Below are 14475 nucleotides of genomic sequence, written 5' to 3' on the forward strand. Positions count from 1 at the left end.
TGAAGCCCGCCCCGACGCTGCTCGCGCGGCCGTCGTGACACCGTTCGACCGCCGGCCCGGACCGGAGCCCTTGCCCGAATTCAGTTCGATTTCGGCAGCGAATCGTGTTAAAGAACGACACACTATATGTGGGTGATTTAAGTAGGGGTCACGGAGCGGACAAACGCTTAACAACGGTGCCGGGGAAACCCCACTATGCCGACAGGAATCCTCGCCACGGTGACGGTGCGAGATCCCGCCGCCTGTCCAGTCGTCGAATTCGGACGAAACCGCCGCGTTCGGTCGGTCACTACCGGTCAGCCCTCCCGGGGTCGAATTCCGCTGGAGGTGACCACCGACGGACCCGTAGAGCGAGACGACCACCCCGGCGAGGAGGTCTTCAGTTACGACGCCGAGACCGTCTACCGGCTCGATCGACCCGCGGACCAGGGCTGTGCGTGTGACTGCGTCGAGCGCCACGACTGCCCCGTCCGGGACATCAGCGCCGAGGACGGCGAACTCCTCGTCACGTTCATCGCGGCCGACCTCGCCGAACTCCGCGACGTCGTCGCCGACCTCCGGACCCGCGAACAGTCGGTGACCGTCCGCAGTCTGCGCCAGTCCGGTACCGACGAGGGCGACTCGGAGCCCGTCTTCGTCGACAAACAGGCGTTCACCGACCGGCAGCGCGAAGTGCTACGGACGGCCCACGAACTGGGGTACTTCGAGCGGCCGAAACAGGCCAACGCCGGCGAGGTCGCCGCCGAACTGGACGTCTGCCCCTCGACGTTCGCGGGGCATCTCGCCGCCGCACAGACGAAACTCATGGACGCGCTCTTCGAGGAAGACGCCGCCGAACTGGACTGAGCGCGGCGACTCGACGCGCTATCCGAACGGGTTCGAATCGCCAGCGAGCCGTCCGACGACGAGTGATGCCGGCGGCTGAACCGGAAGCGCTGGAGGGCGGCGGAGAGTCAGCGGGGCCGTCGCCGGGACACCGAGTAGGGAACCCACAGAGAGATCGCCGTCAGTCGTCGGCGGGGGCGGCGTCGCGGCTGGTGATGTCGACCGCCTCGGCGTCGACCTCCAGTTCGTCCAGCGCGACCTGTGCGGCGCGCTTGCCCGAGACGAGCATCGCGCCGAAGGTCGGTCCCATCCGCGGGAGCCCGTAGGTCGTCGCGGTCGCCATCCCGGTGACGACGAGGCCATCGTGGGCGAGGCCGGTGTGCTCGACGACGGCGTCCTCGCTCTCGCCGACCCACATCGAGTCGTGGCCGGGCGAGTCGTGGCCGGGCGCGCCGTAGGTGTCGTCGCCGGTCTGGTCCATCCCCGAGTTCGACTTCGCGTCCTCGATGCCCGGCGCGTTCAGGACGCCGCGCTCGTCGAGTTTCTTCACCGCCATCGCGTCGTGACCCGTCGCGTCGATGACGAGGTCCGCCTCGACGGCGATGGGGTCGACGCAGGTGATCTCGCGGGGCAGCGCGTGGACGGGCGTCCAGTTCATGACGATGCCGCCGACGCGGTGGTCCTCGCGGATGACGATGTCGGTGAACTCCGTCATGTTCTGCATCTTCGCGCCCGCGTCGCAGGCGGCCTTGATGAGCCCGGAGCAGGCCTCCGGCCCGTTGGCGATGTAGAGGCCCTCGCTGTCCTGTGACTGCTTGTACTCGACGTCGAGTTCCTCCAAGACGTTCTGGGCCGGGTCACGCACAGTGACCTTGTTCATCAGGAACCCGCCGAGCCAGAACCCGCCGCCGAGGTAGTTGTTCTTCTCGACGACCATCGTCTGGACGCCGCGTTCCGAGAGCTCCTTGGCGGCCATCAGCCCCGAGGGACCGCCCCCGACGATGATGACGTCCGAGTCCGAGAAGTCCATGAACTCCTCGGTCCACTCCTGACCGATAGCGCGCGTGACTTCCGCCTCGCCGACGTCGCTGAACTGATCGAAGTCGCTCATACCACCTAGTGATATTCTAGTGTGGTAAATAGGTGTTGCGGTGCGGGGCTGCCGCGACACCGCCCGGCATGAGTTATAAAATACCCGCCACAGGGTGGTTCCGGAACTAACACTTCGATCGCGGTAGTGTGTGGTAATGTCTACCGAAACAGGCAACACCTACACCGTCGACACCGAGCCGGCGGTCGAGAGCATCGAGGAGATAGAGCTGAACGAGTACGACACACGGCCGGTGGCGAAGTTCGTCGTCGCCTTCCTCATCGGGGGCGTGTTCTTCCTCCTCCCGGTCCCGTATCAGGGGGAGGTGACGGTGCCGTTCGACATCGTCGTCAGCAACATCACCGGGACGTTCCCGGACGCCGTCGGGGTGTACTCGCTGGCCATAATCGTTGCGGGCGGCGTGTTGACGACGCTGGCGATGGTCGGAGACGGGGAAGTGAGCGGATACGACGTCTCGTACTTCGAGACGTCGACTGTCTTCTGGTTGCTCCGCGTCGCCGGCCTCGTCCTCGCGCCGGTGATGTTCTTCAAGCTCGGGCCGGGGTGGTTACATACCCCGAGCACCGGCGGCCTGATGTGGAACACGCTGGTCTACAGCGTCGGCGTCATCATCCCCATCGGCGCGATCTTCATCACCATCTTCGTCGAGCTCGGGGGGCTGGAGTTCGTCGGGACGCTCGCCCGGCCCATCATGCGACCGCTGTTCAAGGTGCCCGGTCGGGCGGCGCTGGATAGCCTCGCGTCGTGGGTCGGCTCCTACAGCGTCGGCCTCTACGTCACCCGCAACGTCTTCGAGGCCGGCGGCTACCACAAGCGCGACGTGTTCACCATCGCCACCTGTTTCTCGACGGTCTCCATCGGCTTCGTCGGCGTCGTCGCCGCCACCTTGGAGATTCTGCCGCTGTTCCCCCTCGTCTTCGGGGCGTACTTCCTCTGTGTCGTCGTCACCGGCGCGATCCTCGTGCGCCTGCCGCCCATCTCCACGACGCCCGAGGAGTACATCGCCGAACCGGACCCCGAAGTCGCCTTCTCCGGGTCGCCGACCGACTACGTCCGACTCGCCACCAGCGAGGCCGTCGGCAAGGCCGAGGCGGGAGAGACGTTCGCGGAGGCCGCCAAGCGCGGCTTCGTCGACGGCCTGAAACTGACGAGTCTCATTCTCGGGACAATCCTCGCCGTCGGCCTCGCGGCGACGCTGCTGTCGGCGCACACGCCGCTGTTCGACATCCTCGGGCAGCCGCTGACGCCGCTCATCGCGGCGCTCGGCATCCCGAACGCCGAGGTCGTCGCGCCCGCGACCATCGTCGGCATCACGGAGATGTACGTCCCCGTCCTGCTGGTGACCGAGACGGCGACGAAGGCGAAGTTCTTCGTCGCGGTGCTCGCGGTGTCTCAGCTCATCTTCTTCTCCAGCGTCGGCCCGATGATCATGGACATGTTCAGCGACGTGCCGATCCGCTTCCGCGAGCTCGTCGCGCTGTTCGTGATGCGGACGGTCATCCTCCTGCCGCTCATCGCGGGCATCACGCACGCGCTGGCGGCGCTGGGCTTCCTCTGAGGGCGGCGTAGACACCTGTCTCGGCGGTCGTTTCCCGGTACTCTCGGGAGACCGACGGCGCTGGGCGCGCCTTCCGCGTCGCTCGGTTATATATGAGACACAGTGTTCTTCCGTCCCCGGAGGCAAACGTTTCCGTGACCGAATCACGCGCTCACGTCTTCGTCGAGGGGGACGTACAACACGTCCACTTCCGCGACAACGCCCACGAGACCGCCCGCGCACACGACGTCGAGGGGTGGGTCAGGAACCTCGAAGACGGGCGGGTCGAGGCGCTGTTCGAGGGGCGCGAGGAAGACGTGAACACGATGATCGACTGGTGCGAGCGCGGGCCGATAAAGGCCGACGTGAGCGGTATCGAGGTCGAGGAGGGGGACCCCCAGGGGGACCTCGGCGGGTTCGAGAAGCACTGACCGTCGGCAGGCGAATCCCGTCGTCTCCGGGGTGAACGCGAAGAACTGTTCTCCGAGATCGCCTTAGAGAAACGCCACCAGCGCGTCGGTCAACTTCTTCTCCGCGCGACGCAGGTGCTCCTCGGCCGTCCGCCGCGTCACGCCGACCGCCTCGGCGATCGCCGCCGTCGATGTCTCCCGCGGGAGCTCGTAGTACCCCATCTCGTAGGCCGTCAGGAACACCTCGCGCTGGCGCGTCGAGAGGTCCGGTAGTACCGCGTCCACCGTCAATAGCGGCGCGTCGGGGGTCACCGACCTGATCTCGCGCTTCGACTCGACGGTCACCGCGTAGTCGTCGGCCATCGCCGCGTACACGGCGGACAGCGACTCGGCGTCGAGCGCGAGGACGCGGGCGAGTTTCGCGCCCTCGGTGTATTTGAGCGGCGGGACGAGCAGACAGCCGTGGTCGGCGAGGTAGCCCTCGACGTTGTGTTCGAGGTGGGCCGTGAGACACTCGGCGGTGACGACCACCAGTTCGTCGCCCTGTCGCAACTGCTCGCTGACGCCGACGGTGTCCCGCACCTCCTCCAGCACGGCGTCGGCACCGCGCCCGCTGACGTGCAAGAGGTCGCGGTGGTCGTTACACCACAGTTCGATGGTCGTGTCGGTGTCGTCGGTGGCCACCGCGTACGCCCCGTCGCCGACGACGCGGAAGACGGCCTCGTACATGGCTACCAGTACGCACGCGCTATATAAAATAACCACCGTGCGGAGGGATTTCGCTATCCCGTTCGCGGTCGTACGTCAGTTCATGTCACAGCAACCCGCGACCGAGGACGACCACGGGGTCGGGGAACCGTCCGAGCAGTGGCGCGAGTACCAGGGCGCACCGACCGGGACGGACATCGAGTGCGAGGGCTGGCGACAGGAGGCCGCCCTCCGGATGCTGAACAACAACCTCGACCCGGAGGTCGGCGAGCGGCCCGAGGACCTCGTCGTCTACGGCGGCACCGGGCGGGCCGCCCGCTCCTGGGACGCCTACGACGCGATCGTCGACGAACTGCGCGAACTGGGCGACACCGAGACGCTGCTCGTCCAGAGCGGCAAGCCGGTGGGCCGCTTCGAGACCCACGAGAAGGCCCCGCGGGTTCTCATCGCCAACTCGAACCTCGTCGGGAAGTGGGACGACTGGGAGCACTTCCACGAACTCGAGGCGAAGGGCCTCATCATGTACGGGCAGATGACCGCCGGGTCGTGGGCGTACATCGGCACGCAGGGCATCATCCAGGGGACCTACGAGACGCTCGCGGCCCTCTCGCGGGAGCACTACCCCGACGGGGACGGCCTGCGCGGGAAGATAGTCGTCACGGGCGGCCTCGGAGGGATGGGCGGCGCACAGCCGCTCGCGGTGACGATGAACCACGGCGTCTGCATCGCCGCCGAGGTCGACGAGCGACGCATCGACCGCCGCATCGAGACGGACTACTGTCAGGAGAAGACCGACGACCTGGACGAGGCCATCGAACGGGCGAGAGAAGCCGCCGAGAGCGGCGAGGCCTACAGCGTCGGCGTCCACATGAACGCCGCGGACATGCTGGAGGAGATGCTCGAACGCGGGTTCGTCCCCGACGTGATCACCGACCAGACTAGCGCTCACGACGAACTGGAGGGGTACTACCCCTCGGGCTACTCCGTCGAGGAAGCCGACGAACTGCGAGAAGAGGACCCCGAAAAATACGTCGAGGAGAGCCTCGACACGATGGAACGCCACGTCGAGGGCATCTTGGAGATGCAGGACCGCGGAGCCATCGCCTTCGAGTACGGCAACAACATCCGCGGACAGGTGCGGGAACACCGCAAGATGGAGAACGCGTTCGACTTCCCCGGATTCGTCCCCGCGTACATCAGGCCGCTGTTCTGTCAGGGGAAGGGACCGTTCCGCTGGGCCGCCCTCTCCGGCGACCCCGAAGATATCCACCGCACCGACGAGGCGGTTAGGGAGTTGTTCCCCGGGAAGGAGTCGCTGCACCGCTGGATCGAACTGGCACAGGATCAGGTCTCCTTCCAGGGGCTCCCCTCGCGGGTGTGCTGGCTCGGCTACGCGACGGAGGACGGTCTGACCGAGCGCGCGCGGTTCGCGCTTCGCATCAACGAACTCGTCGCCGAGGGCGAGATCTCGGCCCCCATCGTCGTGACCCGGGACCACCTCGATGCGGGCAGCGTGGCTTCGCCGAACCGCGAGACCGAAGCGATGCGGGACGGCTCCGACGCCGTCGCCGACTGGCCCATCCTCAACGCCCTGCTGAACTGCGCGGCCGGTGCGGACATCGTCAGCGTCCACGACGGCGGCGGCGTCGGCATCGGCAACGCGCTGCACACGAACAACCACGTCGTCCTCGATGGCTCTGACCTCGCCGCCGAGAAGGCCAGGCGCGTCTTCACCACGGACCCCGGGATGGGCGTGATTCGCCACGCCGACGCCGGCTACGACGAGGCGATCGAACAGGCCGACGCCGACGACGTGGCCGTGCCGATGCGGGACCGCGAGCGATGAGCGAACTCACTGCGCCGCCGGAGTGGGGCGGCCCCTCCGCGGACCCGAACGACGAGCAGTTCGGCGACGTGATCGAGGGGGCGACGCTCGCTTCGGCGGGCGACTACGACGCCGTCCTCGTCGGCGAACCGTACGACGGCGCGGTCATCGGCCGGAAGGGGGCAGCGGAGGGTCCTGCGGCCATCCGCCGGGAACTCGCCGAGACGAAGACCCACCACGTCGAGCGCGGTCCGGTGGCGTCCGTCGGCGACCTCGGCGACGTCGGGATCCCCGACGGCGGCGTCGAGGCGGTCCAGTCTGCCGTGCGGGAGACCGTGACCGCCATCTACGACGCGGACGCGTTCCCGGTCTTCCTCGGCGGCGACAACTCGCTCACCGTCCCGAACGCCGCGCCCCTGCTGACCGACGGGACGCTCGGGGCGCTCAGCTTCGACGCCCACCTGGACTGTCGCGAGGTCCGAGGCGATCCCACCAGCGGGACGCCCTATCGCCAACTCCACGAGGCGGGGCTGGACGCCTTCGCCGTCGTCGGCGCGCGTCACTTCGAGACCTCGACGGCGTACCACGACTACGTCGCGGAACGGGACGGGCGCGTCGTGGCACCCGAGGTCGTCGAGCGAGACCCGAAGGCGGCGGTAGACGAAGCCCTCGACTCGATGGGCGACGTCGATTCGGTGTACGTCAGCCTCGATCTGGACGTTCTCGAAGCGTCCGCCGCACCGGGCGTGAGCGCGCCGACCCCCGGCGGCGTCACGACGCGCGAACTGTTCGAGATGCTCGGCCACGTCGCGGCCCACGACCGGGTCGCCGGGTTCGAGGTAGTCGAGTGCGCGCCGCCGCTAGACGACGGCTTCCGGACCGCCCGCGTCGCTGCCCGCGCCGTCGCGCACTTCCTCTCCGGGCTGGAGGCGGCGCGATGACCGACCTCGACGCGGTAGTCCACGGCGCGAACGAACTCGTCGTCGGCCCCGCGGAGAGCGGTCGCGAACTAGAGACCGTCGAAGACGGCGCGGTCGCGGTCGTGGACGGCGAAATCGCGGCCGTCGGCCCGACCGCGGACGTGACTCGCGAGTATCCGCCCGCCAACGCCGACCGCGCCATCGACGCCGACGGCCGGGCCGTCCTCCCGGGCTTCGTCGATCCGCACACGCACGGCCTGTTCGCCGGCGACCGCTCCGACGAGTTCGCCGCGAAGCTCCGCGGGAAGTCCTATCAAGACATCCTCGCCGAGGGCGGCGGCATCCTCCGTACCGTGCGCGCGGTCCGCGAAGTAGACGACGAGACGCTCCTCTCGAATCTGCTGGGCCACCTGGATACGATGCTCGCTCACGGGACGACCACCGTCGAGGTGAAGTCGGGGTACGGCCTCGACACGGAGACGGAACTGCGGATGCTCGACGTCATCGGCCGCGCCGACGACCGCCACCCCGTCGACGTGGTGCCGACGTTCATGGGCGCGCACGCCGTCCCCGAGGGACGGGACGCCGACGACTACGTCGACGAAGTCGTCGAGGAGCAGATTCCGGCCGTCGAGTCGCAGGGCGTCGCCGAGTTCTGCGACGTGTTCTGCGAGGAGGGCGTCTTCTCCGTCCCCCAGTCCCGGCGCGTCCTCGAAGCGGGCGAGGCCGCGGGGCTGACGCCGAAGGTCCACGCCGAGGAACTCGCCCACATCGGCGGGACGCAACTGGCCGCCGAACTGGGCGCGGCCAGCGCCGACCACCTCCTGCACGCCACCGACGAGGACATCGACGCCGTGGTCGAGTCGGGCGTCACGCCGGTCCTGCTTCCCGGGACGGCGTTCGGTCTCGGTGCCGACTACGCCGACGCCGAGGCGTTCCTCGACGCGGGCGCACCGCTCGCCGTGGCGACGGACTTCAACCCCAACTGTCACAGCCACAGCATGGGGTTCGCGATGGCGCTGTCCTGCGTCGAGATGCGGACGACGCCCGCCGAGGCGCTGATCGCGGGCACGCGCAACGCCGCGCTGGCGCTGGACCGCGAGGACGGCCGCGGGACGCTCCGCGAGGGCGCGCCCGCCGACATCCTCGTTCTCGACGCGCCGACGCACGTCCACGTCCCCTACCAGTACGGCACGAACGTCGTCGGGAGGGTGCTCGCGGACGGGCGCGTGGTCGCCGAGGGCGGGAGCACAACGTATGAGTGAGTGGCACGTATCGTGACACATGACCGGAGTTGGCACGGATAGCGTCGTCCTCGACGGCGCGTCGCTCTCGCCCGAAGACGTGGTCGCCGTTGCCCGCGAGGACGCGACCGTCTCCATCGCCGACGAGGCGCGGGAAGCGGTGCGTGAGTCCCGCGAACGCGTCGAAGCCGTCTTAGAGAGCGGCGAGGCCGTCTACGGGGTCAACACGGGCTTCGGCGAACTGGTCGACGAGCGCATTCCGAGTTCGGACCTCGAACCGCTCCAGGAGAACCTCCTGCGGAGCCACGCCGCGGGCGTCGGCCGCGGACTGAGCCGCGAGGAGGTCCGATCGATGATGGTCGCGCGAGCGAACGCGCTCGTGAAGGGCTATTCGGGCATTCGCGAGGGCGTGGTCGACCTGCTCGTCGCCATGTTGAACGAGGGCGTTCAGCCAGTGGTCCCCTCACGCGGCAGTCTCGGCGCGAGCGGCGACCTCGCGCCGCTCGCACACATATCGCTGGTATTGATTGGAGAAGGGGCAGCGGAGATTCAGACAGACGCGGGAACGGCGCGACTCCCCGGTGACGAATCCCTCGATCGGGCGGGTTTAGAGCCAGTTACCCTCGAAGCGAAAGAAGGACTGGCGCTCATCAACGGCACGCAGTTGAGCGTCGGTCTGGGCGCGCTCGCCGTCCACGACGCGACCGCGGCCGTCCAGAGCGCGGACGTGGCCGGCGCGCTCACGACGGAGGTGACGATGGGGTCGACCGTACCGAGTCACGAGGCCATCTCGGCGGTCCGCCCGCATCCCGGACAGGCCGCCAGCGCGCGGAACGTCCGCCGCCTCACCGCCGAGTCGGGCGTCGTCGAGTCCCACCGCAACTGCGACCGAGTGCAGGACGCCTACTCCCTGCGCTGTCTCCCGCAGGTCCACGGCGCGGTCCGGGACGCCCTCAACCATCTCCGCGAGGCCGTCGAGACGGAACTCAACAGCGCTACCGACAACCCGCTGCTGTTCGCCCGCGCGGACGCTCCCGACCGGGCCAGCGGCACCGGCGACGCGGCGGTGCTGTCGGCCGGCAACTTCCACGGCGAACCACTGGCGCTCCGACTGGACTACGCCGCGGGCGCGCTGACGGAGCTCGCGGCCATCTGCGAGCGCCGCGTCGACCGCATGCTCAATCCCAACCTGCAGGAGGATCACCTGCCGCCGTTTCTCACCGAGCGCGGCGGCGTGATGTCCGGCTACATGATCGCCCAGTACACCGCCGCAGCGCTGCTGAACGAGTGCCGAGCGACCGGCAGACCCTCCATAGACTCGACGCCGGTCAGCGGGAATCAGGAGGACCACGTCAGCATGAGCGGCCAGTCCGCACTGTCGTTCCGCAGCGTGGTCGAGAACGTCCAGACCGTCGTGGGTATCGAACTGCTGTGTGCGGCGCAGGCCGCTGAGTTTCTGGACGACTCGCTCTCGCACGGCGTCGGAACCGGCGTCGCCTACGAGACGGTCAGGGACGTGATTCCGAAACTCGACGCCGACCGCGAGGTCCACGAGGACATCGACCGAGCGCGGACGCTCGTGACCGAGGGCCTGCTCGTCGACCGCGTCTCCGAGGCCGTCGACCTCGAATAGCCGCGACGAGTTCCCTACAGGTCCAGCGCCGAGGTGTCGGCGGCGTCGCCGTACCGGTCGCGGCCGCTCCAGTCGGCGATGCTCGATTTCGTCTCTCGAACGGCGGTTTCGAGGTGGGCCTGCGTGATGTGCGAGTCGTCTCGTAGCGCGTGGCGAGCGGCGTCCTCGGCGAGCAGTTCGAGGTCGCTGGCCGCGTAGCCCGCGGTCGGTTCGACGATGGTGTCCCAGTCGACGCCCTCGGCGACCGGCCGGTTCCGGAGGTGGACACCGAGAATCTCGCGGCGGGCCGTCGCGTCCGGCGGCGGCACCTCCACGCGCTCGTCGAAGCGGCCCGACCGTCGCAGGGCTTCGTCCACGTCCTCGACGAAGTTCGTCGCACCGACGACGACCACGTCCTCCTCGGCGGCGCTCTCTACTTCGGTGAGCAGTTGGTTGACGAGTTGCTGCTCGCTCGTGTTCATCGACCCGCGGCGGGAGCCGGCGATACCGTCTATCTCGTCGATGAACAGCACGCAGGGCGCGTTCGCCCGCGCGATCTCGAACAGGTCGGCGACGTTGCGGGCCGGTTCGCCCATCCACTTGCTCGTCACGTCGGCGGGCGACACCTCGACGAACGAGTGGCCGAGTTCGCCCGCGAGCGCCCCGGCGAGGTGGGTCTTCCCGCAGCCCGGCGGCCCGTAGAGCAACAGCCCGGAGAGCACGTCGATGTCGTACGCGGCGTAGGCGTCGCTGTTCTCGATCGGGTCCAAGACGGCGTCTTCGAGTCGCGCCTTCAGGTCGGCCATGCCGCCGACCGCCGAGAAGTCCCGGCCCGGGTTCGGGTCGACCAGGTTCGTCGCCCGCAGGTCCACGCCGTCTGGTTGGACGACGCCGCCCTCGGCCGCGTCCGCCGGGTCGACCCAGTCGGGGATGCTCGTCGCGGAGTCGTCGGCGGCCGACCGGAGGTGGGCCGTACCGATGGGTTCGTCCGCCCGGAGCGCCGCACGAGCGGCGTTCTCCGCGAGCAGTTCGAGGTCGCTGGCCGCGTAGCCCGCCGTCTCCTCGACCACCGAGTTCAGTTCGAGGTCCTCGGCGACCGGGCGGCCCGCGAGGTGGAGGCCGAGGATCTCCCGGCGGGCCTCGGCGTCCGGCGGCGGCACCTCCACGCGCTCGTCGAACCGGCCCGAGCGCCGGATCGCGCCGTCGACGTCCTCGACGAGGTTCGTCGCGCCGACGACCACCACGTCTTCCTCGGCGATGCCCTCCAGCTCGGTCAGCAGTTGGTTGACGAGTTGCTGCTCGCTGGCGTTCATGTCGCTGTCGCCGTCGCGCGAGCCGGCGATACCGTCGATCTCGTCGATGAAGAGGATGCACGGAGCGTTCGCCCTGGCGATGGCGAACAGCTCTTCGACCCTCTTCGCGGGCTCGCCCATGTACTTGCTCGTCACGTCGGCGGGCGTCACCTCGACGAACGAGTGGCCGACTTCGCCGGCGAGCGCGCCCGCGACGTACGTCTTCCCACACCCCGGCGGGCCGTGCAACAGGACGCCGTTGACGACGCCGATACCGTACTCCTCGAACGTCTCGGGGTCTTCGAGCGGCCGGACGACCTTGTGGTTGAGCGTCGAGAGCAGATCACTCATGCCGCCCACGTCCGCGAAGCTCCGGTCGGGGTTCGGGTCCACCAGCCCTTCCGCGCTCATCTCGACGCCGTCCGGCTGGACGACGCCGCCCTCGCTCTGTCGCTCCCGGTTCACCGTCGGCGCACCGTCGGGGTCCGGTGACGACGAGCGATCCGGCCCGAGGTCGTCCGTCCGCTCTCGCCCGCCCTCGCCGTTCGATTCGAGGCGCTCGCGGATATTCCGTTCGAGGCGGTCCGGGTCCACCTCGTAGCCGTAGGTCGCCAGTCGGCGGGGCCGCTCGCTGACGAACGTCGCCAGCCAGGCGTGTTCTCGCATCTCCGCCGCCGGAGCGTCGGGGTCCCGGAACGTGACCATCGCTGCGTCTTCGGAGCGGGGCGAGTGGAACTCCGCCAGCCAGAACGGGAGATACCACCGTTCGACGTCGGTCACGCCCTCGAAGCCGTCGGGGTCGAAATCGCCCGGCAGGCCGTAGGACTCCCGGAGCTTTCGCAGGAAGACGTTCGCGGTACCGCCGCGCTGTTCGCGGTACTCCTCGACGCGTCGCGGGAGTAGCGACTCGGCGTCGCCGGTCGGCACCTGAAACCGCAGGAGGACCGACTCGCCCAGCCCCGGGTCGTCGAGCCCGAAGTCGTAGTCGTTCGTGGCTCGCCGCACCGGGCTCTCGGTCCCGTTGACGTACCGGACCAGTTCGGCGTCGTTGTCCGCCCAGAGGCCGTCGAGCAGCGCCGTCGCCTCTTTCCGGTCGGTGCCGAACAGTTTGCCCTTCCCGCTCTCGTAGGCGTAGATGACCCGGAAGACGGGGTAGAACACGCGGTGGAGGCGGGCCAGCTCCTCGTCGTCTCCGAACTTCGTCAGCGTCCGGTCGGCGAGCGTCTCCCGGACCGTCTCGGCGTCGGGGAGCCGCCGGTCGGCGTAGATGTACGGCCGTAGCCCCATCTCACTCGCCCTCTCTGATCGCGCGCTCGGCGGCCGAGAGCGCCTCGTCGGCGTCGAACGCCTCGATGGCTTCGGCCTGCGCGTCCGGGTCGTCCCGGAGTTCCCGCGCGTGGTCAGTCACGTTCGGAATCGCCCGAACGATGTTGTCGATCATCGGAACCGTCGCCACCTGCGCCGACCGACTGAGGGGGTTCAGGTCGACGACCAGCTCCGTCTTGCCCATCTCGCCCAGCGCCTTCGCCCGGTCGCCGTCTTCGAGCGGGACCAGCACCACGTCGGCGGCACCGATGCCGTCGGCGTCGACCTTGCCGCGCTCGTGGTCGAGGCCGGGGATGCGGCCGTCGGCTTCGAGTCCCAGCACCTCGGTCGCGCCGTGTTCGCGGAGGAACTCGGCGATGGCCCTCATCCGCTCCTCGGTCCGGTTGAACAGGTTCACCTCCAGCGCTGCGCCGGTGGCCTCGGCCAGTTCGACGAGCTCGCCGGGGACGAGCGCCGCCGCGTTGCCGTTGACGGAAATTACGGCGCGATCGGCTCGGAGGAGGTGCGCGGCGGCGGCGCGTTCGGCCCGGTCGGCGCTCTCGATGGTCCGCTCGCCCAGCAGGTAGTCGTAGGCCTCACCGCGACCCTGCGCGATGAGCCCCTGTCGGGAGGTGATGCCGCGGTCGACGCCGCGTTCGATGCGATGGCGAGTCAGCAGCGACTCGTAGCGGGGGTGGCTCTCGGGGACCTCGACCTCGTCGCTCATAGCGTGCGTTCTATGGCGGACCGTAGAAAAGTCGTCGGTCAGCGGCGAACGCGGACGCTCGGTCGCGTCGATACCGTCCGCCGATGGCCGTCCTCGCCGACACCCGACGCCGGCGACTCACTTCTCGACGGTCGCGCCGGGGGGATACACTTCACAGACGCTGGCGTCGTAGCCGGCGTCGGTCAGCCCCGTCCCGACGGCGAACACCGTCTCGCCGAGCATCGCCATCCCGGCGTCGCCGCCGGCCGCCGTCACGTCCTCGACGACGCTTCGCACGCTCTCGGTCAGCAGATTCGCCTCGCGGGAGAACTGGCGGGCGGCGCGAGTGAACGTTTCGAGCGTCGGCTCCTCAACGACCGCCGAGAGGGCGCGCTCGCCGGCCCGCGTCAGCGCCTCGGTGTCGCCGCCGACCACGTCGGCCGTCGAGAGTTCGCCGAGCGTGTGATACTCCACGCGAGTACGCGCGGGGATCGCGTCGACGTAGTTGTGCCGCGGCCCGCCGGGTTCCAGACGGAGCGGGACCCCGCCGCGGGCCTGCCCGACCACGTCGCCCAGCCCCGTTCCGGCCTGCACCTCCGCGCCGTGGGCGACCGTCACGAGTTCGTTGTACGAGAGGTGGCGGTCGAACGCGGCGTTGGCCGCGAGCGCGGTTCCGAGCGCCATCGCGCCGGAGACGCCGAACCCCGCGCCCAGCGGCAGCGGCGTCTCGGCGGTGACGGTCGCAGACGCTCGCAGCGCGTCGAGCACTCGCTCGACGGCCTCCATCTCGACTCGCTCGCCGTCGAGTTCGACCGTCGTCTCGTCGGCGGGTTCGACCCGCACGGAGACGCCGTCGGAGAGCGCCAGTCCGCCGCCGCGGGAGCCGGTCTTCGTCGGGTCGTCGGCCCGGTCGACCGTGAAGAAGCCGGTCACGTGTCCCGGGACGAACGCCCGTGCGTCGTCGCTCATGCCCGTGGTGT

General features: G+C 69.1%; 12 protein-coding genes. 7 read left to right on the top strand and 5 right to left on the bottom strand.

What is annotated here, in order from left to right:
* Positions 1-195 precede the first annotated feature (195 nt).
* Positions 196-846 (top strand): helix-turn-helix domain-containing protein, encoded by a 651-nt coding sequence (locus GO488_RS06175; RefSeq protein WP_162316909.1) that lies wholly within the window; start codon positions 196-198, stop codon positions 844-846.
* Between the two features lie 160 nt (positions 847-1006).
* Here the strand turns inward: GO488_RS06175 and GO488_RS06180 are convergent, their stop codons facing one another.
* The gene (locus GO488_RS06180; RefSeq protein WP_162316910.1) at positions 1007-1936 is read right to left on the bottom strand and encodes a sulfide-dependent adenosine diphosphate thiazole synthase; all 930 of its coding nucleotides are present in this window, start codon (positions 1934-1936) and stop codon (positions 1007-1009) included.
* A gap of 136 nt (positions 1937-2072) precedes the next feature.
* Between GO488_RS06180 and GO488_RS06185 the strand changes: the two genes are divergently transcribed.
* Together GO488_RS06185 and GO488_RS06190 are read left to right on the top strand one after the other, a co-directional pair.
* Positions 2073-3494: a YjiH family protein gene (locus GO488_RS06185; RefSeq protein ID WP_162316911.1), complete on the top strand. Its 1422-nt coding sequence runs from the start codon at positions 2073-2075 to the stop codon at positions 3492-3494.
* A 134-nt stretch (positions 3495-3628) separates the two neighbouring features.
* Positions 3629-3904 (top strand): acylphosphatase, encoded by a 276-nt coding sequence (locus tag GO488_RS06190; protein ID WP_367398170.1) that lies wholly within the window; start codon positions 3629-3631, stop codon positions 3902-3904.
* Between the two features lie 63 nt (positions 3905-3967).
* On the opposite strand, the gene GO488_RS06195 is transcribed toward GO488_RS06190, so the two are convergent.
* Positions 3968-4612 (bottom strand): helix-turn-helix domain-containing protein, encoded by a 645-nt coding sequence (locus GO488_RS06195; RefSeq protein ID WP_162316913.1) that lies wholly within the window; start codon positions 4610-4612, stop codon positions 3968-3970.
* Positions 4613-4694: 82 nt separating this feature from the next.
* Between GO488_RS06195 and hutU the strand changes: the two genes are divergently transcribed.
* The 4 genes from hutU to hutH are packed head-to-tail and all read left to right on the top strand — an operon-like array spanning position 4695 to position 10213.
* Positions 4695-6437 carry a urocanate hydratase gene (gene hutU, locus GO488_RS06200; RefSeq protein ID WP_162316914.1) on the top strand — a complete coding sequence of 581 codons (1743 nt, stop codon included), beginning with the start codon at positions 4695-4697 and terminating at the stop codon, positions 6435-6437.
* Positions 6434-7357: a formimidoylglutamase gene (gene hutG, locus GO488_RS06205; RefSeq protein ID WP_162316915.1), complete on the top strand. Its 924-nt coding sequence runs from the start codon at positions 6434-6436 to the stop codon at positions 7355-7357. The genes hutU and hutG overlap by 4 nt, the downstream gene beginning before the upstream one ends.
* Entirely contained in the window at positions 7354-8601 is a 1248-nt protein-coding gene (hutI, locus tag GO488_RS06210) for an imidazolonepropionase (protein ID WP_162316916.1), read from the top strand. The genes hutG and hutI overlap by 4 nt, the downstream gene beginning before the upstream one ends.
* A gap of 19 nt (positions 8602-8620) precedes the next feature.
* Complete coding sequence (hutH, locus tag GO488_RS06215; protein ID WP_162316917.1) at positions 8621-10213, top strand: histidine ammonia-lyase; 1593 nt, start codon at positions 8621-8623, stop codon at positions 10211-10213.
* Between the two features lie 14 nt (positions 10214-10227).
* Here hutH and GO488_RS06220 read toward each other — a convergent pair whose 3' ends face one another.
* The 3 genes from GO488_RS06220 to GO488_RS06230 all read right to left on the bottom strand — a co-directional run bounded on the left by GO488_RS06220 (position 10228) and on the right by GO488_RS06230 (position 14464).
* Complete coding sequence (locus GO488_RS06220; protein WP_162316918.1) at positions 10228-12771, bottom strand: AAA family ATPase; 2544 nt, start codon at positions 12769-12771, stop codon at positions 10228-10230.
* Position 12772: 1 nt separating this feature from the next.
* On the bottom strand, positions 12773-13516 hold the full coding sequence (locus GO488_RS06225; protein ID WP_162316919.1) for a 4-phosphopantoate--beta-alanine ligase: 744 nt from the start codon (positions 13514-13516) through the stop codon (positions 12773-12775).
* A gap of 117 nt (positions 13517-13633) precedes the next feature.
* Entirely contained in the window at positions 13634-14464 is an 831-nt protein-coding gene (locus GO488_RS06230) for a pantoate kinase (protein ID WP_162316920.1), read from the bottom strand.
* Positions 14465-14475: the final 11 nt, after the last annotated feature.

It is taken from the genome of Haloarcula limicola (assembly GCF_010119205.1).
GTDB classification, from domain to species: Archaea; Halobacteriota; Halobacteria; order Halobacteriales; family Haloarculaceae; genus Haloarcula; species Haloarcula limicola.

Excerpts from the sequence above, each read along its gene's own strand:
- GO488_RS06180 (WP_162316910.1), bottom strand. The coding sequence starts at position 1,936 with ATGAGCGACTTCGATCAGTTCAGCGACGTCGGCGAGGCGGAAGTCACG.
- GO488_RS06185 (WP_162316911.1), top strand. The coding sequence starts at position 2,073 with ATGTCTACCGAAACAGGCAACACCTACACCGTCGACACCGAGCCGGCG.
- hutU (WP_162316914.1), top strand. The coding sequence starts at position 4,695 with ATGTCACAGCAACCCGCGACCGAGGACGACCACGGGGTCGGGGAACCG.
- GO488_RS06230 (WP_162316920.1), bottom strand. The coding sequence starts at position 14,464 with ATGAGCGACGACGCACGGGCGTTCGTCCCGGGACACGTGACCGGCTTC.
- hutH (WP_162316917.1), top strand. The coding sequence starts at position 8,621 with ATGACCGGAGTTGGCACGGATAGCGTCGTCCTCGACGGCGCGTCGCTC.
- hutG (WP_162316915.1), top strand. The coding sequence starts at position 6,434 with ATGAGCGAACTCACTGCGCCGCCGGAGTGGGGCGGCCCCTCCGCGGAC.
- GO488_RS06175 (WP_162316909.1), top strand. The coding sequence starts at position 196 with ATGCCGACAGGAATCCTCGCCACGGTGACGGTGCGAGATCCCGCCGCC.
- GO488_RS06225 (WP_162316919.1), bottom strand. The coding sequence starts at position 13,516 with ATGAGCGACGAGGTCGAGGTCCCCGAGAGCCACCCCCGCTACGAGTCG.
- hutI (WP_162316916.1), top strand. The coding sequence starts at position 7,354 with ATGACCGACCTCGACGCGGTAGTCCACGGCGCGAACGAACTCGTCGTC.
- GO488_RS06195 (WP_162316913.1), bottom strand. The coding sequence starts at position 4,612 with ATGTACGAGGCCGTCTTCCGCGTCGTCGGCGACGGGGCGTACGCGGTG.
- GO488_RS06220 (WP_162316918.1), bottom strand. The coding sequence starts at position 12,771 with ATGGGGCTACGGCCGTACATCTACGCCGACCGGCGGCTCCCCGACGCC.